The organism is Nordella sp. HKS 07 (assembly GCF_011046735.1).
Taxonomy (GTDB): Bacteria; Pseudomonadota; Alphaproteobacteria; order Rhizobiales; family Aestuariivirgaceae; genus Taklimakanibacter.
This window is the reverse complement of record NZ_CP049258.1, coordinates 6,482,208-6,505,858: the sequence shown is the minus strand read 5'-3', so window position 1 is coordinate 6,505,858 and position 23,651 is coordinate 6,482,208. Positions and strand designations below refer to the sequence as shown.

Sequence of the window (23,651 nt, the reverse complement as noted above, 5' to 3'; positions counted from 1 at the left end):
GGCCTCGCGTTCTTGCTTGCCTGCGGACCTGGTTTTCCACGCGGAACGAGGGTCCTGTCGGCCGGGTGACCGGCAGAAGGAGGGCTCGCTCAATAACCCGGCGGCTTTCGGTCGCCACCATATTATTTCGAGACTTTGGAGCTACGAAATGACTAAACGCGTGCAAGCCAAGCACAAACTCGATCGCCGCATGGGGCAGAACATCTGGGGCCGCCCCAAGAGCCCGATCAACAAGCGTGAATACGGCCCCGGCCAGCACGGCCAGCGCCGCAAGGGCAAGATCTCCGACTTCGGCATGCAGCTGCGCGCCAAGCAGAAGCTCAAGGGCTACTACGCGAATATCTCCGAGCGCCAGTTCTTCGGCATCTATTCGGAAGCCGCGCGCATGACCGGCGACACCTCGCAGAATCTCATCGGCCTGCTCGAGCGTCGCCTCGACGCCATCGTCTATCGCGCCAAGTTCGTGCCCACCATGTTTGCCGCCCGCCAGTTCGTGAGCCACGGCCATGTCAAGGTGAACGGCCGCCGCGTCACCATCCCCAGCATGCGCATCAAGGCGGGCGACGTGATCGAAGTGCGCCAGAAGTCGAAGGAACTGCCGATCCTCCTCGAAGCGGTCCAGCTCGCCGAGCGCGACGTGCCGGATTATGTCGAGACCGATCACAAGGGCATGACCGCCAAGCTGACGCGCGTCCCGAGCCTCTCCGATGTTCCTTATCCGGTGCAGATGGAGCCGAACCTGGTCGTCGAATATTATTCGCGCTGACCGGTTCTCATATCGAATTTCAGAACGGCGGGAATTTTCCCGCCGTTTTTGTTTTGGGCAGTGGCACTCTCACCACAGTTTCCCTTCTCCCGCAGGCGGGAGAAGGGGAATGGCGCGCCGCTCCTCAGATCTGCTTCACCAGAAGCAGCGCCGTGTCGCCGTCGATGATGAGGCCCTTGCCGGCGCCGCTCTTCAGAAACGCGTGCGCGGCGCGCAGCTTGCTTTGTCCGGCGATGAGGCCCACCGCGTTGGCCTTGCGCAATTCGCCGAGGCCCAGCGCCAAGGTGCGCTGATTGAGCGGGTGATCGACGGCGTGGCCGTCATCATCAAAGAAGATGCCGTTGGTGTCGCCAACCGCGCCGGCGGCGCGTAATTCCACGACTTCCTCGGCGGTCAGCATCTTCTGGCGCCTGAGCAGCGAGTCCTCGGTCAGCTCGCCGATCGAAATGTAAGCGACGCTCGCCGAGCGCCCGAGCTGGAGCGCCTGCTGCACCGAGCGCTGTGCCAGCAGCACTTTGCGGTCCTCGACGCTGTCGGCGATGAACGGCACCGGCAGGACGAAGCCTTCGCCACCGGTGGCGCGCGCGAAAGCATGCACCACCTCGAAGGGGTTGTAGGCGGAATTGGCGGTGAGCGAGCCCATCACGCTGATGAAGCGGGCACGCGGCGCGCGGACTCCTGCCAGCTGCAAGGTCATCTGCTGCAAGGTGCGGCCCCAGCCGGTGCCAATGACGGCGTCCTCACGCTCGGCGAGATGGCTGCGCAGATGCGCCGCGGCGGCCGCACCCACGGCGCGGAAGGCGAAGTCCTTGAGGATGTCGCGCGCTTCCCCGCCGTTGCGGTCGAAACCCAGAGCCGGGGTGCAGATGCAGAAGTCGAGTCCGAATTTGTCGCGGATCGCGTCCTCGACCGGCAGGAGGCCGACATTGGTGGGGTTGATGGTGATGCTGACGACACCGGTTTCGCGCGCATCCTGCAACAGCTTGTTCACGCGGGCGCGGGTTATGCCTAAACGCTTTGCCGCCGCCTCCTGATTGAGGCCGCCGACATAATAGAGCCAGGCGGCGCGCGCGATCAGCATCTCGTCTTCCAGGGCGTCGTCTCGGTGCTGCGGCACGTCGGTTCCTCGCGTTTTTACTGTTTGGACCGAATTGGGGCGATTCGATCCAGTCCAACCTTCCGTGAAGGTCGGCCAAGTGCGTCGAAATTACAAATGTATTTTGAGTTGACATTTGTATTTCACTTCTTAACCTCAACAATGCGGAACGGAAATTTCCCGGCCGCATGCAGTAGCCATTTCCCGATGGGAGGAAATTTTGGACATGAAGATCCGGTTTGCCGGAATGATCACGGCTGCCCTCATGGCGGCCGCCACAGCAGTGCCTGCCAACGCTTTGGACGTCGCCTGGGTGCACTCCAATGCCGCGGCGCAGTCGGAGCAGCGTGTGAAGGCCGGTTTTGACGCCTGGCTGGCGGAGACCAAGAAGAGCGACTGGAAGGTCAATGTGCTCGACAGCGGCGGCTCGGGTGAGCAGACCGCCACCAATATCCAGGACGCGGCCAGCCGCGGCGTCAGCGCGATCATCATCACCATGGCGGACCTGCGCGCCTCACGCGCCGCGCTCGACGCGGCCCGTGCCGCCAAGATCCCGGTCTTCGCGGTCGATTCGGGCTATGTGGACGGGGTCCTTGTCGACGTCACGACCAATAACTGGGCCATGTCGGCCGACGTTTCGCCCTATCTGCTCGACCAGCTCGGCGGCAAGGGCAACATCATCTTCCTGCGCATGGCAGAGCATCATGGGACGCGTAAGCGCGGCGACGTGATGGCCGATGTGCTCAAGGAATATCCGGATGTGAAGGTGCTCGCCGAACACAATATCGACTACACCGCCTTCTTCGAGGACACCTCGAAGTCGATGGAAGACTATTCCGCCCGCTTCGGCAAGGACATCAACGCCGTCTGGGCGCCGTGGGACGAGCCGGCGCAGGCCGCGATCAACTCCCTCAAGGCGGCGGGCCTCACCGACGTCAAGGTCATCGGCATCGACGGTCATCCCAATGCGATCGCCGAAGTCTGCAAGCCGGACAGCATGATGATCGCCACCGTCGCTCAGCCCTTCGAAGGCATGGGCAAGACGCTCGGTGAATGGATCGAAGCCATCGTCGTCAACGGCAAGTCTTCGGACGAGGTCATCCCGGCTAAGACCGTCTATATGGACGCGCCGCTGGTGACCAAGCGCAACTGCCAGGAATTCCTCAAGTAAGCAGCTGATCGAGGGCGGCGCTGTCGTAACGGCGCCGCTCCTTCTCCTTTTTCAATCAAGGCCCGCCATGGATACGTGCCTCACCGACATCACCATGCAATTCCCCGGCACGCGGGCGCTCGACAGCGTCAGCGTCACTTTCCGGAACGATGAAGTGCATGGGCTCATCGGCGAAAACGGGGCAGGGAAATCCACCCTGGTCAATGTCCTTGGCGGCAGCCTGCAGCCGACATCGGGCCGCATCGCGATCGCCGACACACAGGTGAAGCTTAGGAGCCCGCGCGACGCGCTGCTGCGCGGCATCGCCCATGTCAGCCAGGAAGGCAGCCTGGTCCATGGCCTGAGCGGGGCCGAGAATATCCTGCTGGGCGCCGAGCCTCGCACCGCCGGCGTCATCGCCGCGGGACGCCTCAAGGCGGAAGCCGAGACCCTCGTGCGGCGCTGGTTTCCGCAAGTTTCCATCGATCTCGGCGCACCCGTCGGCGACCTGCCGATGGCCGACCGCAAGGTGATCGAGATCGTGCGCGCTTTGCGCGGCGACGTCCGGCTTCTCATTCTCGACGAACCCACCGCCACATTGCCGGCACGCGAGAAGGAACAACTGTGGACCATCATCCGCAGCCTTCCCAAGCAGGGCGTCGGCGTGATCCTGATCAGTCACTTCCTCTCCGAGATCAAGGCGCTTTCAGACTGCATCACCGTGCTGCGTGACGGCCGCCATGTGGTGACGGAGAAGGCCGAGCGCCTGAGCGAGAGCCAGCTCGTCGATCTGATGCTGCGCCGCTCGGGCAACGACAAGCCCAAGGACCAGGCGGCCGACAGTCGGGCGCTGGGGGACGTGGCCATGCAAATCGCGGGCTGGCGGGCGGGCCGCATCCTGGCGCCGCAATTCCAGATCCGCGCCGGCGAGATCGTCGGCCTGATCGGCCTCACGGGGTCGGGACATTTCGGTTTCGCGCGTTCCCTCTACAATCCCGCCGGCGTCAAGTTCGAACGCTGCGAAGTCGGCGGCAAGGCCGTCGATATCCATAAGACCCTCACCATGCGCGATGCCGGCGTGGCGCTCGTGCCCGATCATCGCATGGAGAATGCCCTGATCGGCGAATGGGATCTGCGCGAGAACCTGGCGATGGTACATCCCCAGCATGCGGTTGTTGCGGCAGGCGTCCTGTCGCGCCGGCGCGAAGAGGCCGAGTCCCAACGCATCATGCGCCTGATGAATGTGAAGGCGCATTCCTCAGCGCAACTCCTCCAGACGCTGTCGGGGGGCAACAAGCAGAAGATCTCCATCGGCAAGTGGCTCTATGGCGCCGAGGATCGTTACAAGGTCATGATCTTCATCGAGCCGACCGAAGGCGTCGATATCGGCGCCAAGGCCGAGATCTATGCCGAGATGCGCCGCCTGGCCGGGCGGGGCGTCGCCATCATCATCGCGTCCTCCGATCTCATCGAGATCGAGACCATGGCCGACCGCGTCATACCGTTCGTCGATCAGACGGCGCGCGCCGAGCTGGGCCGCCCGCAATTTTCAGAAAGTGCTTTCATCACCGCTATGTCAGGAGTTGCCGCATGACCACCGCAAGCACCGGAACCGCACCTTCCCGGGACCTTGTGTTCGGTTTCCTGCGCAAGGATCACATCCTGCGCTACAGCACGCTCGTCGTTCTGGCACTCATGTTCATCATTTTTTCGGCGACCGTGGACCGATTTCTGCAGCCGCAGAACCTGCTCAATATCGCGCAGCAGATCTCCATCCTGACGATCGTCGGCGTCGGCCTGACCTTCGGCTTCGCGGCGCGCGAGATAGATCTGTCGGTGGGCTTCGCGGTCGGACTCGCCGGCATATTGGTGCCCTTGCTGCTGACGAACGACGTGGCGCTGCCGCTGGCGCTGCTCGCCGGTATAGGGGCGGGCCTCGTGATCGGCCTCGTCAATGCCGGGCTCGTCACCCTCATAGGTATTCCGTCTCTCATCGCGACCTTGGCCACGGCCTCGATTCTTTTCGGCATCAGCTTCCTGCTCACCGGCGGGCGGGCCATTTATGGCGGGTTGCCCGATGCCTATCTATGGCTGGGCCAGGGCCGCATCGGCGGCTTCCCGGTGCTGGCGCTTCTCATGTTGCTCGCGGTCGCGGTGGCCTGGTTCGTGATGGAGCGCACCGTGTTCGGCCGCTACATCTACGCGGTCGGCGGTAACCGCAAAGCGGCGGAGCTCTCGGGCATCAATGTCCGGCTCTACCGCATTGCGGCACTCGTCGTCTGCTCGGTGTTCGCCGCCGTTGCCGGCATGCTGCTCGCTTCGCGTCTCGGCTCCGGCCAGCCCAATGCCGGCGAGCGTTATCTTCTCGACGGATTGGCCACCGTATTCATCGGCATGACGATGCTGCGCCCCGGTACGGCGACGGTGGTCGGCACCTTCTTCGGCGCCTTGTTCATCGGCATCATCAACAACGGTCTCAATCTCCTCGGCATGGACACGTATATCCAGTCCATCGTCAAGGGCGTCATCATCCTGACTGCGGTGGCGATCGTGTCGCGCACGACAAAACTCAATCTTCTCTAATTTCCGGAGCATTTCATGAGCAAGCCAAATGCGGCTGGCACTCCCGGCACGAAGTCGAATTCCGACCTCCTGGGCTTCTACCGCACCATGCGCCGCGTGCGCATATTCGAGGAGCGCGTCGGCGAATTGTTCGTACGCGGACAGACGGCGGGTTCGATGCTGCATCTCTCGATCGGAGAGGAAAGTGCCGCAGTCGGTATCACCGCCGCGATGAAGCCGCAGGACACCTTCACCACCCATCATCGTGGTCACGGCATCTTCCTGGCGCGCGGTGCGGATCCCAAGCGGATGATGGCGGAGATCGGCGGCAAGGAAGCCGGCTATTGCCACGGCAAGGGCGGCTCGATGCATATCGCCGATATGAGCCTCGGGCATCTGGGCGCCAATGCCATTGTCGGCGGCGGCATTCCGGCCGTCGTCGGCGCCGGCCTTTCGGCGCGCCACAAGCGCAACAACGCGGTGTCGATCGCCTTCTTCGGCGACGGCGCCACCGGGCAGGGCGTCCTCTATGAAAGCATGAACATGGCGGCGCTGTGGGGGCTGCCGGTCGTCTTCGCCTGCATCAACAACCAGTATGGCATGGGCACGCGCATCGACCAGGCGACCGCCAACACCAAGCTGCACGAGCGCGCCATCGCCTTTGGCCTCAATGGCGAAAGCGTGGACGGGCTCGATGTGGAGGAGGTGGCGGAGGCGGCGCGCCGGCTCGTCGATGCGGCGCGCGCCGGCAAGCCCGGCTTCCTGGCGGTGTCCTGCTATCGTTTCTACGGCCATGCGCGCAAGGACAAGTCGCCTTATCGCGATGCCGCCGAGGAGGAAGCGGGAAGGCAGCGCGATCCGGTCGCCTTCACGCGTGCCCGCCTCATCGAGCGCGGACTTGCGCGTGAAGCGGAGCTCGATGTTCTCGATGCCGAGATCGGCGCCGAAATGGACGCCACCATCGATTTCACCATCGCCCAGAAGGAGCCGCAGCTCGCTTCGATGTTCCGCGATGTCTTCGATCCTTCTGAGCCGGAGCCTGAACCGGTCCGCACCCGCCTCAACCGCGTGCTCGCAACGGAGTAGAAAATGCCTGAATTGACTTACCGCGACGCGTTGCGCAAGGCGCTGGCCGATGCCATGACGGACAATCCCGATGTTGTCCTCATCGGAGAAGAAGTGGGCCGCTATGGTGGCGCCTATGGCGTGACCAAGGACCTGATCAAGGAATTCGGCCCCGAGCGCGTAATCGACACCCCGATCTCCGAGCCGTCGATCGTCGGCGCGGCGGTCGGCGCGGCGATGACTGGTCTTCGGCCGGTGGCCGAGCTCATGTATGTCGACTTCCTCGGCATGACGATGGACCAGCTGGCCAACCAGGCCGCCAAGATCCGCTATATGTTCGGTGGCCAGATCGGCGTGCCGATGGTGCTGAGGACGCAAGGCGGCACCGGCCGCTCGGCGGGCGCCCAGCATTCGCAGAGCCTCGAAGCCTATGTGATGCACACGCCGGGTCTGCGCCTGGCCATGCCGGCGACGGTGGCCGATGCCTATCATCTGCTGCGCCAGGCGCTGACCAAGCCCGATCCCGTGGTCTTCATCGAGCACAAGGCGCTCTACACGATGAAGGAGGAAGTGGATCTCAGTGCCGAGCCGTTGCCCTGGGGCAAGGCGGCGGTCAGGCGCGAAGGCAAGGACCTGGTGATCGTCACCTATTCGCGTCAACTCCACTATGCGCTGGAAGCCGCCAAGACCTTGTCGGCGAAGGGCATCGAGGCGACGGTCATCGACCTCAGGACGCTCAATCCGCTGGATTTCGACACGATCCGTGAGCATGTCGAGCGCGTCGGCCGCGCCATGGTGGTTTCGGAAGGCGTCATGACCGCCGGTGTGGCGGCCGAACTCGCGGCGCGCATCTCGGAAGAGTGCTTCGACTTCCTGGAGGATCCGGTCGTCCGGGTGGCGGGCGAGGATATCCCGATCTCGGTCTCGCCCGGCCTCGAGAGCGGTTCCGTTCCCGGACCGCGGCTCATCGCCGAAACAGCGGAACGGTTGCTGGCATGACGAAGCGCACACTGACCATGCCGCGCCTCGGCGAGACGATGGACGAGGGGACCATCGTCGGCTGGCTGGTGGCGCCGGGACAGAAATTTCAACGTGGCGCCGCGATCCTCGAGATCGAGACCGACAAGACAGTGGTCGAATTTCCGGCCCTTGGCGACGGCACGATGGAAAAGACCCTGGTTTCATCCGGTGATCGCGTGACTGTCGGCGCGCCGATCGCCGAGGTCACCGTGACGGCGTCCGAAGATTGGGAGAGCGAGGTGGCCGGGGGGCCAGCTCCCGCCAATGCGGACGCCGGCACGGCGATCCTCGCCATGCCGCGCCTGGGCGAAACGATGACGGAAGGCGTCATCATCCGCTGGCTGGTGGCGGAAGGCGCCGACTACGCGCGCGGCGACGCCATTCTCGAGATCGAGACCGACAAGACGGCGGCGGAAGTCCCGGCGCTGTCCGACGGCAAGCTGGTGAAGATCCTCGCGGCGGAAGGCACACGCCAGCCTGTCGGCGCGCCGATCGCCGAGGTGATCGGCGAGGTCGAGGCGCCCGTAAGCGCTGCCGCCGCGCCTGTGGAAACCGCGTCCGCACCGCTGCCCAAGGCACACGCCGCCGTGTCGTCCGATGGCCGCCGGCGCGCCACGCCGCTTGCCCGGCGCCTGGCGCGCAGCGCAGGTATTTCTCTCGACCATATTTCGGGAAGCGGTCGGCGCGGGCGCATTGAGCGGCGCGACGTCGAAAGCGCCATCCAGGCGACAGCCAGCCCGTCATCGGCGCGCATCGCCTTCGACAAGCTCGGCGATAGGGGCGAGACCTTCCTGCTGATCCACGGCTTCGCCGGCGACCGCAGCAGCTGGGTCGCGACCGCGAGCGGCATTGCGCGGGCCGGCCACACGGCGATCGTGCCGGATCTGCCGGCGCATGGTGTGAGCAAAGCCGAAGCGGCGAGCCTCGATGATCTCGTCGCGGCGATGAGCGATTTCGCGGCAAGCCTGCCGGGAGCGCTGCATCTCGTCGGCCATTCGCTGGGCGGCGCCGTCGCGACGGGCCTCGCCTCGCGCCTCGGCGCCAAGGTGAAGAGTCTGACCTTGATCGCACCGGCCGGCACGGGCCGCGAGATCGACAGCGGTTTCATCCTCGGCATGGCGGCGGCGACGACGGCTGGTGAGGTCGCGCATCTCCTGCGCCTCTTGGGCCCCAAGGCCGATGGCCTGTCGGATGCAGCGGTCACCGTGATGGCGGCGCAACTGGCGCAGGGCCGGCTCAAGGCCCTGGCGCAGGCGCTGGTCGGGCCCGCGGGCCAGAAGATCGACATCCTTCGCGCCCTCGCCAAGCTCGCCGACGAGCTGCCGGTGCGTGCGCTGATCGGCACCGAGGACCGCACCATCCCGGCCGCGCAGGCCCTCAATCTGCCGCCTTCGGTCGCGGTGCATTTCCTTGCCGCAGGCCATATGCCGCATTGGGATCTGCCGCGCGAAACCCTTTCGCTCATCACAGGAGTTGTCCATGGCTGATTCCAAGCAGGCGCTCACCGCCGTCAAATCCCGTCTCGGCGCATTCGCCAAGGCCAGCCCCGGCGTGATGAAAGGCGTTGCCGAGATCAACCGCGCCGCCACGGCGCCCGGCCAGTTCGATGCCGCGCAAAAGGAATTGATGGCGGTGGCGATATCTGTGGCGAAAGGCTGCGAGGACTGCATCCTCTATCACCTGGATGCCGCAAGCGGCATGGCGCCGGCGAGGCGGCTCTTATCGAGGCGCTCGAGGTCGCGGTCGAGATGGGCGGCGGTCCGGCGGTGATGTATGCCGGCAAGGCGCTGGAGGCGTTCCGCAGCCCGGCGTGATATCCGGCAGGAGCGTTTGGGAAAGGGAGGATCGAATGGCCTATTATCTGACCGCCGATGGCGGGACCGAAAGCCTCAGGGCCCGGATATATGACCTGAAAGGCACCTGTCTCGGCTCGAAAGCGGTACCCTACGAGACGCATTTCTCTCCCGGCGCCCGCGCCGAGCAGAATCCGGAAGACTGGTGGCGGGCGCTGATCGCGGCGACGCGCGGCGCCATCGCCGAAGCCCGGATCGATGCCGGCCAGATCGAGGCCATGGCCTTCGCCACCACCTCCTGTACCGTCGTGGCGCTGGACAAGCACGGACGAGCGCTGAGGCCCGCTCTCCTGTGGATGGATGTGCGCGCCAACGCGGAAGCCGATGCGGTGCTCGCCACCGGCGATGCGCGCCTCGCCCTCAATGGCGCCGGCAAGGGGCCGGTCTCCGCCGAATGGATGATCCCCAAGGCGTTGTGGCTCAAGCGCAACGAGCCGGCCGCCTTCGCCGCCGCCGAAACCATCTGCGAATATCAGGACTTCCTCAATCTCAGGCTGACGGGCGAGCGCTGCGCCTCGCTCGACAATGCCGGATTGCGCTGGCACTATTCGAGCCGCGACGGCGGCTTCGCGCGTGGCATATTGAGCAAGCTCGGCCTGTCGGAACTCGAAGCAAAATGGCCGCAGCGGGTCATCGCGCCTGGGCAAGTTGTGGGCACGCTGACACTGGCGGCGGCGGCCGAACTGGGCCTCAGCTCCAAGGTGAAAGTGGTGCAGGGCGGCGCCGATGCGCTGATCGGCATGATCGGCCTGGGTGTCGCCAAGCCGGGCCAGCTGGCCTTGATCACCGGCTCGTCGCATCTGCAATTCGGCGTCACCGAAGCACCGATCCATGCGCCGGGCGTGTGGGGCGCCTATCCCGACATCGTCTATCCAGGACGCTGGATCGTCGAAGGCGGCCAGACCTCGACCGGGTCGATCATCAACTGGCTCAAGCGCCTCACCGGCGGCACGCTAGACCTCGCCGAGATGAACCGCAAGGCGGCGACGCTCGAGCCGGGCTCCGAAGGTCTCATCGTGCAGGACCATTTCCAGGGCAACCGCACGCCCTATACCGATCCCTTGTCGCGCGGCGCCATTGTCGGCCTGACGCTGGCGCATGAGCCGCATCACATCTTCCGTGCCATCATGGAAGGCATCGGCTTCGGCACCCGCGCCATCCTCGATGCCTTCAAGGCCGGGGGCTATAGCAGCACCGAGATCACCGCCGGCGGCGGCGCTACGGCCTCGCCCCTGTGGATTCAGATTCATGCCGACACGGCCGGCCTGCCGGTGCGCATCCCGGCCTCGCCGGACGCGCCCTCGACGGGCTCGGCCGTGCTCGCGGCGCATGGCGCGGGGCGCTTCGCCACGATCGATGAAGGCATCGCCGCGATGGTGCGGCCCGGCACGACGGTCGAGCCCAGGGCCCGCGAAGCGAAGCTCTATGACGAGATCTACCAGCGGTACAAGGCGCTCTATCCGGCGCTCAAATCCGTGCTTGGCTAACTCAGGGGAGACATAGAATGGCTGGTGAGAAGGGGCGCGTCGCGCTGGTGACGGGAGCGAGCCGGGGTATCGGGCGCGCCATCGCGCTGGGCCTGGCCAAGCGGGGTTATGATCTCGCGCTCAACGACATTGCGCGCCAGGCCAAGGAGCTCGATGATGTTGCCGCATCGGCGCGCGCGTCCGGCCGCCGGGCCGTCGCCCTCAACGCGGATGTGTCGGTGAAGGCCGAAGTGCAGGCCATGGTGGACATGGCGGTGGCGGAACTGGGCGCCATCCACGCCGTCGTCAACAATGCCGGCATCCTCATCGCATCACCGGTCGAAACATTGGCCGAGGCGCATTGGGACAGCGTCATGGATGTGAATGCCAAGGGCACGTTCCTGGTCATCCAGGCGGTCCTGCCGGTGATGAAAAAGCAGGGCTATGGGCGCATCTGCAACATCGCTTCCATCGGCGGCAAGCATGGCGCGCCGGAGCAGGCGCATTATTCGGCGTCGAAAGCGGCGGTGATGGGCTTCACCCGGGTGCTGGCGCAGGAGCTGGGGCCCATCGGCATCACCGCCAATTGCGTGTGCCCTGGCATCATCCTGACCGATATGGGCAGGGTCAATCTCGACGATCCGAATATCCGCGGCGCCTGGGCGGCCAAGACGGCGATGGCACGCATCGGCGATCCGGAAGACGTCGTGGGGCCGGTCGCCTTCTTCTGCTCGGACGACAGCGCCTTCGTGACCGGCCAGACGCTCAATGTCGATGGCGGGATCGTTTTTTCCTGAGGTTCTCCGGTCGTCATGGCCGGGCATCGACCCGGCCATCCAGACAGGACTTCACACAGCTGTCGGATGGATGGGCTGGATAGCCGCCTCAAGGGCGGCCATGAGGAGTTGGGGGGAAGCGATGGAGACGGCCGTCATGCGGATCGGCGGTCCCAAGGATATCATGGGGTCGGCCGCCTTCATCTGCTCTCTCCACTCGTCATAGCCGGGCTTTGACCCGGCCATCCAGACTAGCCGGCGTACGGCTGTTGCATGGATGGACTGGATGGCCGCCTCCATGGCCGGGTTAAACCCGGCCATCCGGGCGGCCATGACGAGTTAGGGGGAAGCGATGGAGACCGCCGTCATGCCGATCGGCGGTCCCAAGGATATCGTGAGGTCGGCCGCCTTCATCTGCTCTCTCCACTCGTCATGGCCGGGCTTTTGACCCGGCCATCCAGACCCGACGTCGTAGCGCTGTCGCATGGATGGACTGGATGGCCGCCTCCATGGCCGGGTTAAACCCGGCCATCCGGGCGGCCATGACGAGTTAGGGGGAGGCGATGGAGACCGCCGTCATCCTGATCGGCGGTCCCAAGCATATCGTGGAGTCGGCCGCCTTCATCTGCTCTCTCCGCTCGTCATGGCCGGGCTTTGACCCGGCCATCCAGACTCTACGTTGTAGCGCTGTTGCATGGATGGGCTGGATGGCCGCCTCGAGGGCGGCCACGACGAATTGGGTAGTCAGGCGGCGCAGCCTTTGCGGCTTGAAGACGCGCTCGGTACTGGCCGGATATTTCTTGAGCATCGCCACCGGGCGAACCGGGCGCTTGACCAGTTCGCCACCGCAATTGGGGCAGATGCCGTGGAGCTTATCGTCCGCGCAAGTCGCACAGAAAGTGCATTCGAAGGTGCAGATGCGCGCATCTTCCGCCTCAGGCGGCAGATCCTTGTCACAACATTCGCAATTGGGCCTGAGAGCCAGCATGAGTTATCTCCGCGTTTCGACGCGACCAGTTTGCACCCTTTTAACTGGAAGTCACGAGGGTGACTGAGGCTCCGCCGGAGGACGGGGTCAGTTCGTAGCGAAACAGTAGAACAGGCCATCACCGCCGGTGCTCTTGAAGGCCTCCATACTGCAGCCACCCCGCGTCGGGTGCGACATGTTCCATGACTTTGCTTGCGCGGAGTCGTTCAAACCCATGCGGTCCGAGTGGCCGACGATCGCAGCCCCCTCGGCCCCGCCCATCGTCCAGTTGCCGCATGTCTCGGGCGCCGCCGTGCCGTCTGCCTTGGAGCCGGTCAGCATGTCGTGACGGTTCGGGTTGTCGCCGCGTCCATTGATGACATTGCCTTTCTCATCCAACGCTGTCTGCTTGGTCAGATTGTTCTTGTCGCTGTGGAGAGAGGCGACGTCGTCGGCGATCTTCACGCCTTTGGCGTTGAACCATGGGCCGCTGCCGATGCGATCTCTGGCATTCACGGTATCAGTGGACAGATAGGCTTTCCAGGTCTTCCCCGCCGGGGCGCCCGCCGCCGCCGCGAGGCTCGCGCAATAGGCGTCGGCACCAGCCAGTCCGCCAAGATCGCCGCCCTTGCCAGGGTTGACGCTTGTCACGAAGAAACTCATCGAATTGTCCTGCGCGGCGACACCCGTTGCCGCGTAGACGATCAGCAATCCGGCAAGTCCAGCAATCCTTGTCATGAGCATTCTCCCGGTTGCGCGTCCCGAGATCACGTTAGCGCGGTGGGCGCGCCGGCAAAATCAAACTCATGTGAGAATGCGATGGGGCTTAATGCAGCCGCCATTCGCTGCCGATGTAACGCAACTCCGCCGGGCCGACGATTGATGAATGCGCGATCCGGACCTCGCAGAGGGGGCCGTCGAGATTATGAGCCCAGAAATCGAGGAATTTGATGAGACGCGGGAAACGCGGCGCCTGGTCGTAGTCCTGCCAGAGGAAGAGCTGCAGGATCTCGCGGTGATCGGGGAGGCGGTACATGATTTCCGCGGTCGTCAGCGACCAGCCACGCAACTGACCTTCGAAGGCTCTGTCGATCATCGCCAATCCTCCTGGATTCGCAGTGCCGAACTAAATTCTGTTGCGACGGTGATCCTAGGTCAAGATGGTGAAGATTAATTTAATTTTCGGATTTCAATAAGTTAGCAGCCGAACTTGAAGAGTGCTGCTAGAGCGCTTCCCGCGAAAGTTGCTCGACTTTCGCGATAAGGAAGCAGTGTGAATACCTCCTGTCAGACCTTTCGGACACGGTGCCCGAACTGGGCGACGGCGACGCCGCCGAGAATGAGAAGGCCGCCCAGGACGGTCGTGAGCATCACCGGCTCACCGAGCAGGAGAGCGCCGGCGAAGACTGCGATGACCGGGATCAGATAGAGGAAGGCGCCCGAGGTGGCGGCGCTGACCCGGGCCGTCCCATAAGTCCAGGTGAACATGGCGATGAAGGTCGAGAAGCCGGCAAGGTAGGCGAGCTCCAGCCAGTGCCGCGTCGTCATGGCGCGCACCGTGTCGAGCGTGCCCGGCGTGGCGAAAGCGAGCATCGGCAGCGTCGCGATGAGAAGGCTCATGGCCGTCATCGACAAGGTGCCATAGCGCTGAAACAACACCTTGCCCGGAACCGAATAGAAAGCCCAGGCGGCGCAGGCGGTGACCAGCAGCAGCGCGCCGATGGCATAGGATTGGGTTTCGGGGCCGGCGGCGAGATCCTTCCACAGCAGCAGCACGGTGCCGGCAATAGCGAGGAGGAATCCGAAGATGATATGGATGGTCAGTCTCTCGCCCAACAGCACCGCCGCAAGAAGGGCAATGAACAGAGGCTGTGTCGCATAAAGAAGGCCGCCAATGCCGGCGGGCACGCTGGCGAAGCCATAGACCGACGCCACGCTGTAGATGAAGATCCCGATGCAGGAGATGACGAGCAGGCGCGGCCAGTCGGCGCGCGCGATCCGCCATCCGCCGGTCGCGACCAGGATGAGGATGCAGGTCAGCGCGATTGGCGTGTAGCGGATCACCAGAGCATCGGCGGGGCCGAGGCCCACCGAAAGCGAGCGCAGGAAGACCGGTGTAATCCCCCAGACGAGGACGGTAAAAAGCAACGCGGCGATCGGCTTGAACTGCGCCATCGTCAGGCCGCCGTCGCCTTGCGGCAGACCCAGATGCCGGCAAGGATCGCGGCACCGCTCGCCAGCATCGGCAGGGTCAAGGGCTCGGAGAAAAGCATCCAGGCGACGACCGCGGCGACCGCCGTCTGCATCAGCCCCATCATCGAGGAGAAGGAGGTCGGCAGATGGGCGAGCGCGAAGGTCATGAGCCCCTGGCCGCCGGCATGGCTGATGACGGCGAGACCCAGGAGTACGAGCCAGCCATTGAGGGAGCCGGACAGCATGGTCGGGCTCATGGCCAAGGCGAAGGGCGCCATCGCCAAGGCCGAGATCAGCGTCGTGTAGAACATGATCGTGCCGGTCGAGCTGTTCTGGCGGACGCTGGCGATCAGAAGGAGATAGATGGCGAAGAACGAGGCGGCGAGCAGAGCGAAGATGCCGCCCAGGAGCCGGTTGGGCGGCGCCACCTGGGCGCCCGTCTTCTGCAGCGCGAGGAAGGTGACGCCGGCCAGTGCCACCGCGAGGCCCAACACGAAGAGGGGCTTGAGCCTTTCGCCGAAAAGGAACACCGAGGCGACGGAGACAATGATCGGCACGGTGCTGGAGAGCAACGTCGCTTCCAGGATGGTGGTCTGGGCGATGGCCAGATGCCAGAAGGCGATATCGGCGGCGAAAGCGAGACCGGCGAGCAAGAGGCGCCAGCGGTGCCTGGGCGCCATGCGGGAAAGGGGCTCGAGCCTGCCACCCGTCAGGAGGACCGCGAGCCAGATGGCGGGGACGGCAAAGGCCAGGCGATAGAAGCCGGAAGCCAGTGGCGCCAGGTCAGACAGACGGGCGAAATTGGGCGAAAAGCCGACCGCCACGCCGGCGCCGAGCAGGGCCAGGAAAGCAAGTGTCGAGGCCGACGAAGTGGTGGTCGAAGATGTGATGGACATGGGCCGGGCAATGAGTTGCCCGAAGCCTCAAGTCACGTCAATTGGCGGCGAGCGCGGGATGCGAAAAAGTGGGCACCGGTTTTTCGCAATAATCCCGCGCCAATATAGTAAAATCGATCACGTTTATGGGGTTGGATCGATGCAATCCAAGCTCATCGTGATCTACGGGCCAGCCATGCGTCAGGCGGCGGTCTTCTCGGCGAGAAGCGTCTTGAGCTCGCCCGACTGGAACATCTCGGTGACGATATCGCAGCCGCCGATGAATTCGCCCTTCACATAAAGCTGCGGGATGGTCGGCCAGTTGGAATAGTCCTTGATGCCCTGGCGCAACTCGCCCGATTCGAGAACATTGATGCCTTTATAGTCGGCGCCCAGATGGTCGAGGATCTGCACGACGCGGCCCGAAAAGCCGCACATCGGCGCGTCCGGTGTGCCCTTCATGAACAGCACCACGCCGTTCGATTTCAGTTCGCTATCAATCCAGGTCTTGATGTCGGTCATTTTTCGCTCGCTCTCTGAGATATTCTCTACGTTCTTCGTGCCGGTCCTCGTCGGACTTTTCAGTCAACCAGACGCCGGCATGCTGTAGTCCGTTGTGCGGGTCGAAACGGGATTCATGCAGGTGATGACCCAGATCGGGTTGCCACCTGTAAGCTGTGTTCTGTTCACCCGTCTTACCCGCCCTTTGGACATTCCGTTTGACCAGCCGATCGGTCAGCGTCTTGACGACATAGAGCGCCGCAATGACCAGGACCGCACCGATCAAAATGGTAGTCGGCATCCCTTGCTTCAATCCTCCGGTGCGCTGGTCTGCAGCGCCAAAGCATGCAGCTCGCCGCCCATTCTACCCTTGAGCGCGGCATAAATCATCTGATGCTGCTGGACGCGCGACTTGCCCTTGAAGGAGGAGGAGACGACATTGGCGGCATAGTGGTCGCCGTCACCGGCAAGGTCGCGGATCTCCACCTGCGCATCCGGAAGAGCTTCCTTGATGAGCCGCTCGATCTCGGACGCGTTCATGGCCATGCTTCAGGTCTCCAGTTTCTCTTTTTCGCATCCGCTTATCCGAAAAGTCTGCAACTTTTTGGGCGGATGCTTTTAGGCTGCCTTGGCGCTCATGTAGGCAGGGAACCAGCCTTCATGCGCTTTGCTCAGGTCGTCCAAGGATATAGAAGCAGCCCCCTCGACAATCAATCCAGCGGCGTCCGTCACCATGCCGATGCGGATGACATCGACGCCTTTCACATGGGCCTGGGTAATGATCTTGGCCGCTTCCTTGGCCGGGCAGGTCACCACATAGCGCGCCTGGTCCTCGGCGAAGAGGGCGACGTGATCGAGCCGGCTGACCGAAGCCCCCAAGGTCTTGGACGCGAGCGCCATCTCGATCAAAGCGGAAGCGAGACCACCGTCGGAAATGTCATGTACGGCAGTGACTTGGCCCGATCTGATGAGAGATCGAATCAAGTCACCATGACGTTTCTCGCGGTCGAGATCGACGGGCGGCGGACTGCCTTCCTCGCGGCCCAGCACCTCACGCAGGAAGATCGACTGGCCGAGATGATCGCCATGGCCGCCGACGAGCAGGATAGCGTCCCCATCCGCCTTGAACGCGAGCGTCGCCATCTTGGTGAGATCGGGCAGGAGGCCGACGCCGCCTATGGTGGGAGTGGGCAGGATCGCCTGGCCGTTGGTCTCGTTGTAGAGAGACACGTTGCCGGAGACTACGGGGAAGTCGAGCGCCCGGCAGGCGTCACCGATGCCCTCGATGGCCTTCACGAAGGTGCCCATGATCTCGGGCCGCTCCGGATTGCCAAAATTGAGATTGTCAGTCACCGCGATCGGGTCGGCGCCGACCGCCGTCAGGTTGCGCCAGCATTCCGCCACGGCCTGCTTGCCGCCCTCATAAGGATCGGCCTCGACATAGCGTGGCGTCACATCGGTCGAGACGGCGAGGCCTTTGGGCGTGCCGTCCAGGCGGATGACGCCGGCATCGCCGCCTGGGATCTGCGCCGAATTCGACTGGATCAGATGGTCATACTGCTCCCACACCCAGCGGCGCGACGACATGTCGGGCGAGGAGAGGATCTTCAGGATCGCTGCCTTGAGGTCGTTCGGTGCCGGTACGTCCTCGGCCTTGAGGAAGGGCCTGAGCTTGGGCGCCACCCAGGGGCGGTCATATTCGGGCGCCTCATCGCCGAGCTCCTTGATCGGCAGGTCGGCCTTCACTTCGCCCTGGTGCTTGATGACGAAGCGCAGCGTGTCGGTGGTCTTGCCAACAATGGCGAAGTCGAGACCCCATTTGCGGAAGATCGCCTCGGCCTCTTGTTCCTTCTCGGGGCGCAGCACCATCAGCATGCGCTCCTGCGATTCCGACAGCATCATCTCATAGGCGGTCATGCCATCCTCGCGGCAGGGCACCTTGTCGAGATCGAGCTCGATGCCGAGATCGCCTTTGGCCCCCATCTCGACCGCCGAGCAGGTGAGGCCGGCGGCACCCATGTCCTGAATGGCGATGACGGCGCCCGAGGCCATGAGCTCGAGGCAAGCCTCGAGCAGGCATTTCTCCGTGAACGGATCACCGACCTGGACGGTGGGGCGCTTCTCTTCCGCCTTGTCGTCGAATTCGGCCGACGCCATGGTGGCGCCATGGATGCCGTCACGCCCGGTCTTGGCGCCGAGATAGACGACGGGAAGGCCGACGCCCTCGGCTTTGGAATAGAATATCTTGCCGGCATCGGCCAGGCCGACCGCCATCGCGTTGACCAGGATGTTGCCGTTGTAGCGCGGGTGGAAATTCACCTCGCCGCCCAGCGTCGGCACGCCGAAGGAATTGCCATAGCCGCCAATGCCCGCGACGACGCCGGAGACGAGATGGCGGGTCTTGGGATGATCGGGACTGCCGAAGCGCAGCGCGTTGAGGGCGGCGACGGGACGTGCCCCCATGGTGAAGACGTCGCGCAGGATGCCGCCCACACCGGTGGCCGCACCCTGATAGGGTTCGATGAAGGAGGGGTGGTTGTGGCTCTCCATCTTGAAGACGACGGCCTGGCCGTCGCCGATATCGACCACGCCGGCATTCTCGCCCGGGCCCTGGATGACCTTCGGGCCCTTGGTCGGCAGCGTCTTCAGCCACTTCTTCGAGGACTTGTAGGAGCAGTGCTCGTTCCACATGGCGGAAACGATGCCAAGCTCGGTGATGGTCGGATCGCGGCCGATGAGCTTGCGGAAGCGCTCATATTCGTCGGGCTTGAGCCCATGCTGGGCAACGAGTTCAGGGGTGATCTTGATATCGTTGGGAATCATGGTTTTCGCTGGAACCGATGCGGAGAAAAAGGTGCTTTAGCGGGCTTGGGCGGGGATAACAACACGCGAAAAAGCACAAATGAATCGGGCGGGTTTACGTTGCGAATCCGGCCTGGGCCGCCTGGGCGAGAAGTGTGGCCGGGCCGGACAGCAAGCCAGGAAGCGTCAAAAACCGTCGAACGTCCGCCTCATGGACTATGATCCGACGGCACGCTTGAAGGCCTCTGTCGCCGAGATACGCTGCCACCATTGCTGGACGCGCGGAAACTCCTTCACAACCTCCCTGCCTTCCGGCGCCTCCAGAAAATAACCGAAAACCGGGGCGGCGTGGAAATCGGCGAGCGTCGGTGCCTCGCCGGCAAGAAAGGCCTGACACCCCATGAGATAATGCAGCGCCTTGAAATAGATGCGCGCCTTGGGCAGGGCCGCCGCGATCAGCGCCTCGTCGGTGGGCTTGCCGTCCTTCGGATTAGAGATACGCTCGACATAGACGTCCCAGACGAGCGGCTGATAGGCGTAGGAATCCGTCATCGACATGATCTGGGTCATGCGGGCGCGGTTCTCGGCCTGAGCCGGCTGCAAGGGAGGTCCCAGAAAGGCCTCGTCGACATAGCGGTTGATGGCCGCCGTCTCATAAAGAATGAAGTCGCCGTGGCGGAGTGCCGGTATGCGGCCGAAGGGATGGATCTCACGATAGGCGTCGAGATCCTCGGATTTCGAGAATATATCGACGGGGACAAGGTCGTAGGAAACGCCCTTGCTCTCAAGCGCCATCAGGACGGCGCGCACATAGACGCTGTAGCGGGCGCCGTAGACGGTGACGTCGACGCTCACGCCGCGAGCAGGCTCTCGAAGAGGGGGCGGCAATCGCTGTTGCCGTGCAGCGGCTCGATCATATTCTCCGGATGCGGCATCATGCCGATGACATTGCCTTGCTCGTTGGTGATGCCGGCGATGTCGTTCATGGCGCCATTGGGGTTGGTGCCCTCGGCATAACGGAAGACTATGCGGTTCTCGCCCTCGAGCGCCTTCAGGGTCTCGTCATCGCAGATGTAATTGCCTTCGCCATGGGCGATGGGGCAGCGCACCACGTCACCCTTCTTCATGCGGTTGGTGAAGAAGGTGTCGGTATTCTCCACTTTAAGCTTCACTTCGCGGCAGACGAATTTGAGACCGGAATTGCGCAACAACGCGCCGGGCAGGAGGCCCGCCTCGGTGATGATCTGAAAACCGTTGCACACACCCAGAACCTTCAGGCCCTTGGCGGCCTTGGCGCGGACATCGTTCATGATCGGCGAGCGCGCCGCGATGGCGCCGCAGCGCAGATAGTCGCCATAAGAGAAGCCGCCCGGCACGGCGACGAGGTCGACCTTGGGCAAGGTCGTCTCGGTGTGCCAGACGATGACCGGCTTGTGGCCGGTGACAGCTTCCAGCGCGCGCGCCATATCGCGTTCGCGGTTGATTCCGGGAAAAAGGACGACGGCGGATTTCATGGCGGTTTCGGATCCTGAACTGCAAGGGCGCTCAATAGCGAGATTCCAGTCGATACAAAAGTCCCTCGGTGCGTTTGCTTCTATTTACATATGATGGTATGTAAGTGTAATGACGCATATCAACATTCGCGATCTGCAGAAGATGTCCGGCGAGAAAATTCAAGCCCTGGCGGGACCGACCGCGGTGAAGTCGGGTGCCCGGACTGTGGGCCTGTTGATCCCTCTTAAGGCGGCCGATCCTGATCGGCTGGCTGCTATCCTGGCGCGTGCCGAGGAACTGGCCAAGGGACGCGATCCTGCCGCCGACGATCTGGCGCTGGCGCAGTTCGGTAACGTCGATCCCACGAACTGGTCCGTCGAGGCCGTGCGCGCTCTCCAAGCGGAGTGGCTGAAGAAGCCATGAGAGCGCCTTCAGCGACGCTTGTTCTGGACGCAACCATATTGATTTCGGCCGCATATGGGAGAAGCTCCGGCGCGATCATCGCGGCGCAGCGCGCCGCCATCCTCATCACGACAGACCGGGTCGTTCATGAAGCGCGCCGGCGAATCGAGCTCGGAATGAAGCGGCCGGACCTGTTGGCCATCATCGATGCCCTTGCAGAGCAGATTACAATCGTGCCGGTGGCGGCGCTAAACTCGTTCATTGAGCGGAGCGAGACCGCCCTGCGCGACGCCGCCCCGAGCCGAAATGGATCGACGAGAGACGCGCATGTGCTGGCCCTGGCCTGGCATGCCGATGCCGATATCTGGACGACGGATCGCGATTTCGCCGGCGCCGGGGTCGCCACCTGGTCGACGCCCAATCTGATGCGCGGGCTGGCCGAGGTCACCAAAGATGGCTGACCCGCCGGCGGGCCGCATAGAAAATCTGTTGAAATAGGCCCGTTGATCGTTTTCGCGCCGGCCGCTCATGGCACAATTGATCCAGGAAGATCACGTCGAATGGCGAAGCGAAAAGCGTGCCGGACTCTGGAGGTGACCCTGTCCGCGGAAGAGAAGGCGACCGTCGCGGCCGCGTGCGAATACATAATCACCGAACTTTTCAAGCCGCGCTATCTGCGTGAAATCCGACCTACTGAATTTAACTACCCCGTCGATATCTTCGGAAGATGGCGGGGCGACAAATACAGCTTCATCACCCGCTACCGATCCGGCTTTCCCCACAATACCGGGGAGGAATTCGATGCCGCCTTCACGCGTCTTGACTACGCCGGAGGAGGCGCGGGAGAGCGTAGGTTCGACATAATGTGGCATAGGCATACAGGAACATGGTGGCGACTGCACAGCGCGGTCACCCTCGAGAAGGCTTTGCACCTGATTAAGACAGAAGGACTACTGCACCCGCTATGAAAGCTCGCAAGATCGTTGGCTTCGATATCGATGCCTTGCGCAGGCATGTGGGGGAGAAAACTTTCGCGCGCGGTGAAGCCTATCATCGCGACGGCAGGGTCGTACTTCTCAGCCTCGAGCCGGAACACGTCCTGGCGCAGGTCGAGGGCAGCGAGGACTATCAGGTTGAACACCATGGGCGCGGCAAGACATTCGGCGGCGAGTGCTCATGTCCCTTTTTTGAGGATTCTGGAACGTGCAAGCACATGGTCGCGGTGATCCTGGCGGTCAATGAGACCGGCGGCGACGGGAAGGCCGACAGTGTCGGCGCCCTTTCGCGAATTCGCGATAATCTGAGGAAAAAGAATGTCGATGTTCTGGCCGAGATGATCGTCAAGATGGCGGCGCAGAATCCCATGCTTTTCCGGGAACTCGATCTTGCGGCGGCGGCCGCCTTGCCAGGCGACGGCAAGGAGCTCGAAGGGCGTCTTAAGAAGGTGATCGACAATGCGACACGCACTCGCGATTACGTCGACTACCGCGCGGCCCAGGGGTGGGCGGCCGGCGTGAGCACGGCTCTGGATTCCGTCGCGTCTCTGTTGCAGGGTGGCCAAGCCGACGTCGCCCTCAAATTGGCCGAGCATGCGATCGATCGTATCGAGGGGGCCATCGGCGGTATCGATGATTCCGACGGCCACTGCGGGGCGCTGATGGAGCAGGCGCGCGATATTCATCTGGAAGCTGCGCGCGTGGCAAAGCCAGATCCGTTGAAGCTTGCCCGCAATCTTTTTGCCCGCGAAACGGAATCTGAATACGAGACGTTCTATCGCGCCGCCGATCTATACGCAGACATATTGGGTAAAACGGGGCGCGCCGAATATCGTCGCCTGGCCAACGCCGCGTGGGAAAAGCTCCCGCCGCGTTCGGGGCGGAGCCGGCAGCGAGGCGAGCCTCAACCCGACTACAATACGCTTATGGGCATCCTGGATGCCTTCGCCGAAGGTGACGGCGACACGCAAGCCCGCATCGCCCTGCGCGAAAAGGATCTGTCCTCGCAGTGGGACTACCTCAACCTGGCCGAATTTTGTCTCGCGCATGGGCGAAAGGAAGAGGCTCTTCGCAGGGCCGAGGAGGGGCTGTGGATCTTCGAGGACGAAGAACCGGATGAACGTCTCGTCATCTTCACCCGAAAGCTGTTGGAAAAGGCAGGACGCAAGGACGACATGCAAGCGCTTCTGCAGCGGGCCTTCGAGAAGGCGCCCAGCCTTGAACTCTATAAGCAATTGGTCAAAGTCGGGGGCGCCGCCACGCAGCAGAGCGCCGTGATGTTCTTGGAGACCCGCGCAACCAGCGGCCGGCGGGGCTTCTGGCATCCAGCGAGCCTTCTCATCGACATTCTGATGCATGAGAAGTCATTCGACGCAGCCTGGGCGGCTGTGCGCAAGTATGGCGCATCTGCCTATGCGGAAGATGATCTCGCACGGAAGAGCGAGAAGTCGCACCCCCGCGAGGCGCTGGCGGTCTATGCCAAGCGTGTCGAAGAACTCGTCAATGCAGGCGGCAATCCTGCCTATGAGCAAGCGGCCAAACTCATCGCCCGCATGACTTCCTTGCAGGGCGCCAGCGAGCAAGCGGCGTATGTCGCAGGCCTCAGGCAGCGCTTCGAGCGTAAACGCAATTTCATGAAGCTGCTCGGCTGAAAATCAGGGAATTTTG

General features: G+C 63.4%; 26 protein-coding genes and 1 pseudogene. 14 read left to right on the top strand and 13 right to left on the bottom strand.

All coding sequences use genetic code 11. The features are described 5' to 3' along the window. Positions 1–148 precede the first annotated feature (148 nt). Positions 149–766, top strand: coding sequence for a 30S ribosomal protein S4 (gene rpsD, locus G5V57_RS30855; protein ID WP_165172582.1), 618 nt, complete (start codon positions 149–151; stop codon positions 764–766). Positions 767–890: 124 nt separating this feature from the next. On the opposite strand, the gene G5V57_RS30850 is transcribed toward rpsD, so the two are convergent. Beyond that, complete coding sequence (locus tag G5V57_RS30850; RefSeq protein ID WP_246737428.1) at positions 891–1,883, bottom strand: sugar-binding transcriptional regulator; 993 nt, start codon at positions 1,881–1,883, stop codon at positions 891–893. Between the two features lie 205 nt (positions 1,884–2,088). Here G5V57_RS30850 and G5V57_RS30845 point away from each other — a divergent pair, with 205 nt between their 5' ends. The 9 genes from G5V57_RS30845 to G5V57_RS30805 all read left to right on the top strand — a co-directional run bounded on the left by G5V57_RS30845 (position 2,089) and on the right by G5V57_RS30805 (position 11,775). Continuing rightward, positions 2,089–3,033: a substrate-binding domain-containing protein gene (locus G5V57_RS30845; RefSeq protein ID WP_165172571.1), complete on the top strand. Its 945-nt coding sequence runs from the start codon at positions 2,089–2,091 to the stop codon at positions 3,031–3,033. Between the two features lie 67 nt (positions 3,034–3,100). Next, positions 3,101–4,606 (top strand): sugar ABC transporter ATP-binding protein, encoded by a 1,506-nt coding sequence (locus tag G5V57_RS30840; protein ID WP_165172569.1) that lies wholly within the window; start codon positions 3,101–3,103, stop codon positions 4,604–4,606. Next, entirely contained in the window at positions 4,603–5,595 is a 993-nt protein-coding gene (locus G5V57_RS30835; protein WP_165172567.1) for an ABC transporter permease, read from the top strand. Before G5V57_RS30840 ends, G5V57_RS30835 begins: the two co-directional genes overlap by 4 nt. A gap of 15 nt (positions 5,596–5,610) precedes the next feature. Continuing rightward, positions 5,611–6,660, top strand: coding sequence for a thiamine pyrophosphate-dependent dehydrogenase E1 component subunit alpha (locus G5V57_RS30830; protein WP_246737427.1), 1,050 nt, complete (start codon positions 5,611–5,613; stop codon positions 6,658–6,660). A gap of 3 nt (positions 6,661–6,663) precedes the next feature. After that, the gene (locus G5V57_RS30825; RefSeq protein ID WP_165172565.1) at positions 6,664–7,638 is read left to right on the top strand and encodes an alpha-ketoacid dehydrogenase subunit beta; all 975 of its coding nucleotides are present in this window, start codon (positions 6,664–6,666) and stop codon (positions 7,636–7,638) included. Then, the gene (locus G5V57_RS30820; RefSeq protein ID WP_165172563.1) at positions 7,635–9,146 is read left to right on the top strand and encodes an acetoin dehydrogenase dihydrolipoyllysine-residue acetyltransferase subunit; all 1,512 of its coding nucleotides are present in this window, start codon (positions 7,635–7,637) and stop codon (positions 9,144–9,146) included. The genes G5V57_RS30825 and G5V57_RS30820 overlap by 4 nt, the downstream gene beginning before the upstream one ends. Then, a complete protein-coding gene (locus tag G5V57_RS30815) occupies positions 9,139–9,429 on the top strand; it encodes a carboxymuconolactone decarboxylase family protein (RefSeq protein WP_246737426.1) in 291 nt (96 codons plus the stop codon). Before G5V57_RS30820 ends, G5V57_RS30815 begins: the two co-directional genes overlap by 8 nt. A gap of 79 nt (positions 9,430–9,508) precedes the next feature. Beyond that, the gene (locus G5V57_RS30810) at positions 9,509–10,999 is read left to right on the top strand and encodes a ribulokinase (protein ID WP_165172561.1); all 1,491 of its coding nucleotides are present in this window, start codon (positions 9,509–9,511) and stop codon (positions 10,997–10,999) included. Between the two features lie 17 nt (positions 11,000–11,016). Next, on the top strand, positions 11,017–11,775 hold the full coding sequence (locus tag G5V57_RS30805; RefSeq protein ID WP_165172559.1) for an SDR family NAD(P)-dependent oxidoreductase: 759 nt from the start codon (positions 11,017–11,019) through the stop codon (positions 11,773–11,775). Between the two features lie 51 nt (positions 11,776–11,826). Here G5V57_RS30805 and G5V57_RS30800 read toward each other — a convergent pair whose 3' ends face one another. The 12 genes and pseudogenes from G5V57_RS30800 to purQ form a co-directional block, all read right to left on the bottom strand. Continuing rightward, complete coding sequence (locus G5V57_RS30800; protein WP_165172557.1) at positions 11,827–12,075, bottom strand: hypothetical protein; 249 nt, start codon at positions 12,073–12,075, stop codon at positions 11,827–11,829. Positions 12,076–12,514: 439 nt separating this feature from the next. After that, positions 12,515–12,742, bottom strand: a pseudogene (locus G5V57_RS30795) (DUF1272 domain-containing protein); the annotation flags it as partial. Between the two features lie 87 nt (positions 12,743–12,829). Beyond that, on the bottom strand, positions 12,830–13,459 hold the full coding sequence (locus G5V57_RS30790; RefSeq protein WP_165172555.1) for a hypothetical protein: 630 nt from the start codon (positions 13,457–13,459) through the stop codon (positions 12,830–12,832). 88 nt (positions 13,460–13,547) lie between these two features. Next, on the bottom strand, positions 13,548–13,817 hold the full coding sequence (locus tag G5V57_RS30785) for an usg protein (protein WP_165172553.1): 270 nt from the start codon (positions 13,815–13,817) through the stop codon (positions 13,548–13,550). Positions 13,818–14,008: 191 nt separating this feature from the next. Then, positions 14,009–14,896, bottom strand: coding sequence for a DMT family transporter (locus tag G5V57_RS30780; RefSeq protein ID WP_165172551.1), 888 nt, complete (start codon positions 14,894–14,896; stop codon positions 14,009–14,011). 2 nt (positions 14,897–14,898) lie between these two features. Continuing rightward, positions 14,899–15,810: a DMT family transporter gene (locus G5V57_RS30775; protein WP_165172549.1), complete on the bottom strand. Its 912-nt coding sequence runs from the start codon at positions 15,808–15,810 to the stop codon at positions 14,899–14,901. A 180-nt stretch (positions 15,811–15,990) separates the two neighbouring features. Next, a complete protein-coding gene (gene grxD / locus G5V57_RS30770) occupies positions 15,991–16,311 on the bottom strand; it encodes a Grx4 family monothiol glutaredoxin (RefSeq protein WP_165172547.1) in 321 nt (106 codons plus the stop codon). Next, on the bottom strand, positions 16,286–16,591 hold the full coding sequence (locus tag G5V57_RS30765; RefSeq protein ID WP_165172545.1) for a hypothetical protein: 306 nt from the start codon (positions 16,589–16,591) through the stop codon (positions 16,286–16,288). The genes grxD and G5V57_RS30765 overlap by 26 nt, the downstream gene beginning before the upstream one ends. 8 nt (positions 16,592–16,599) lie before the next feature. Beyond that, positions 16,600–16,836 carry a BolA family protein gene (locus G5V57_RS30760; protein WP_165172543.1) on the bottom strand — a complete coding sequence of 79 codons (237 nt, stop codon included), beginning with the start codon at positions 16,834–16,836 and terminating at the stop codon, positions 16,600–16,602. Positions 16,837–16,908: 72 nt separating this feature from the next. Then, positions 16,909–19,113, bottom strand: a complete 2,205-nt coding sequence (purL, locus tag G5V57_RS30755) for a phosphoribosylformylglycinamidine synthase subunit PurL (protein WP_165172542.1) — start codon at positions 19,111–19,113, stop codon at positions 16,909–16,911. Positions 19,114–19,308: 195 nt separating this feature from the next. Beyond that, a complete protein-coding gene (locus tag G5V57_RS30750) occupies positions 19,309–19,947 on the bottom strand; it encodes a glutathione S-transferase family protein (RefSeq protein WP_165172541.1) in 639 nt (212 codons plus the stop codon). Beyond that, the gene (gene purQ, locus G5V57_RS30745; RefSeq protein ID WP_165172540.1) at positions 19,944–20,606 is read right to left on the bottom strand and encodes a phosphoribosylformylglycinamidine synthase subunit PurQ; all 663 of its coding nucleotides are present in this window, start codon (positions 20,604–20,606) and stop codon (positions 19,944–19,946) included. The genes G5V57_RS30750 and purQ overlap by 4 nt, the downstream gene beginning before the upstream one ends. A 109-nt stretch (positions 20,607–20,715) precedes the next feature. Here purQ and G5V57_RS30740 point away from each other — a divergent pair, with 109 nt between their 5' ends. From G5V57_RS30740 to G5V57_RS30725, 4 genes are all read left to right on the top strand, one after another. Further along, complete coding sequence (locus G5V57_RS30740) at positions 20,716–21,009, top strand: hypothetical protein (protein ID WP_165172539.1); 294 nt, start codon at positions 20,716–20,718, stop codon at positions 21,007–21,009. After that, positions 21,006–21,449, top strand: a complete 444-nt coding sequence (locus G5V57_RS30735) for a PIN domain-containing protein (RefSeq protein WP_165172538.1) — start codon at positions 21,006–21,008, stop codon at positions 21,447–21,449. Before G5V57_RS30740 ends, G5V57_RS30735 begins: the two co-directional genes overlap by 4 nt. A 99-nt stretch (positions 21,450–21,548) precedes the next feature. Then, positions 21,549–21,956: a hypothetical protein gene (locus tag G5V57_RS30730; protein WP_165172537.1), complete on the top strand. Its 408-nt coding sequence runs from the start codon at positions 21,549–21,551 to the stop codon at positions 21,954–21,956. Continuing rightward, positions 21,953–23,635, top strand: a complete 1,683-nt coding sequence (locus G5V57_RS30725) for an SWIM zinc finger domain-containing protein (RefSeq protein ID WP_246737425.1) — start codon at positions 21,953–21,955, stop codon at positions 23,633–23,635. Before G5V57_RS30730 ends, G5V57_RS30725 begins: the two co-directional genes overlap by 4 nt. Positions 23,636–23,651 lie beyond the last annotated feature (16 nt).

Bases quoted from the DNA above. Each gene is read 5' to 3' on its own strand.
- G5V57_RS30825 (WP_165172565.1), top strand. From the start codon at position 6,664: ATGCCTGAATTGACTTACCGCGACGCGTTGCGCAAGGCGCTGGCCGAT.
- G5V57_RS30845 (WP_165172571.1), top strand. From the start codon at position 2,089: ATGAAGATCCGGTTTGCCGGAATGATCACGGCTGCCCTCATGGCGGCC.
- G5V57_RS30830 (WP_246737427.1), top strand. From the start codon at position 5,611: ATGAGCAAGCCAAATGCGGCTGGCACTCCCGGCACGAAGTCGAATTCC.
- G5V57_RS30740 (WP_165172539.1), top strand. From the start codon at position 20,716: ATGACGCATATCAACATTCGCGATCTGCAGAAGATGTCCGGCGAGAAA.
- G5V57_RS30790 (WP_165172555.1), bottom strand. From the start codon at position 13,459: ATGACAAGGATTGCTGGACTTGCCGGATTGCTGATCGTCTACGCGGCA.
- purL (WP_165172542.1), bottom strand. From the start codon at position 19,113: ATGATTCCCAACGATATCAAGATCACCCCTGAACTCGTTGCCCAGCAT.
- G5V57_RS30820 (WP_165172563.1), top strand. From the start codon at position 7,635: ATGACGAAGCGCACACTGACCATGCCGCGCCTCGGCGAGACGATGGAC.
- G5V57_RS30775 (WP_165172549.1), bottom strand. From the start codon at position 15,810: ATGTCCATCACATCTTCGACCACCACTTCGTCGGCCTCGACACTTGCT.
- G5V57_RS30840 (WP_165172569.1), top strand. From the start codon at position 3,101: ATGGATACGTGCCTCACCGACATCACCATGCAATTCCCCGGCACGCGG.
- G5V57_RS30805 (WP_165172559.1), top strand. From the start codon at position 11,017: ATGGCTGGTGAGAAGGGGCGCGTCGCGCTGGTGACGGGAGCGAGCCGG.
- G5V57_RS30765 (WP_165172545.1), bottom strand. From the start codon at position 16,591: ATGCCGACTACCATTTTGATCGGTGCGGTCCTGGTCATTGCGGCGCTC.
- G5V57_RS30835 (WP_165172567.1), top strand. From the start codon at position 4,603: ATGACCACCGCAAGCACCGGAACCGCACCTTCCCGGGACCTTGTGTTC.
- purQ (WP_165172540.1), bottom strand. From the start codon at position 20,606: ATGAAATCCGCCGTCGTCCTTTTTCCCGGAATCAACCGCGAACGCGAT.
- G5V57_RS30785 (WP_165172553.1), bottom strand. From the start codon at position 13,817: ATGATCGACAGAGCCTTCGAAGGTCAGTTGCGTGGCTGGTCGCTGACG.
- G5V57_RS30780 (WP_165172551.1), bottom strand. From the start codon at position 14,896: ATGGCGCAGTTCAAGCCGATCGCCGCGTTGCTTTTTACCGTCCTCGTC.
- G5V57_RS30735 (WP_165172538.1), top strand. From the start codon at position 21,006: ATGAGAGCGCCTTCAGCGACGCTTGTTCTGGACGCAACCATATTGATT.
- G5V57_RS30810 (WP_165172561.1), top strand. From the start codon at position 9,509: ATGGCCTATTATCTGACCGCCGATGGCGGGACCGAAAGCCTCAGGGCC.
- G5V57_RS30730 (WP_165172537.1), top strand. From the start codon at position 21,549: ATGGCGAAGCGAAAAGCGTGCCGGACTCTGGAGGTGACCCTGTCCGCG.
- grxD (WP_165172547.1), bottom strand. From the start codon at position 16,311: ATGACCGACATCAAGACCTGGATTGATAGCGAACTGAAATCGAACGGC.
- rpsD (WP_165172582.1), top strand. From the start codon at position 149: ATGACTAAACGCGTGCAAGCCAAGCACAAACTCGATCGCCGCATGGGG.
- G5V57_RS30800 (WP_165172557.1), bottom strand. From the start codon at position 12,075: ATGGCCGGGTTTAACCCGGCCATGGAGGCGGCCATCCAGTCCATCCAT.
- G5V57_RS30760 (WP_165172543.1), bottom strand. From the start codon at position 16,836: ATGGCCATGAACGCGTCCGAGATCGAGCGGCTCATCAAGGAAGCTCTT.
- G5V57_RS30725 (WP_246737425.1), top strand. From the start codon at position 21,953: ATGAAAGCTCGCAAGATCGTTGGCTTCGATATCGATGCCTTGCGCAGG.
- G5V57_RS30815 (WP_246737426.1), top strand. From the start codon at position 9,139: ATGGCTGATTCCAAGCAGGCGCTCACCGCCGTCAAATCCCGTCTCGGC.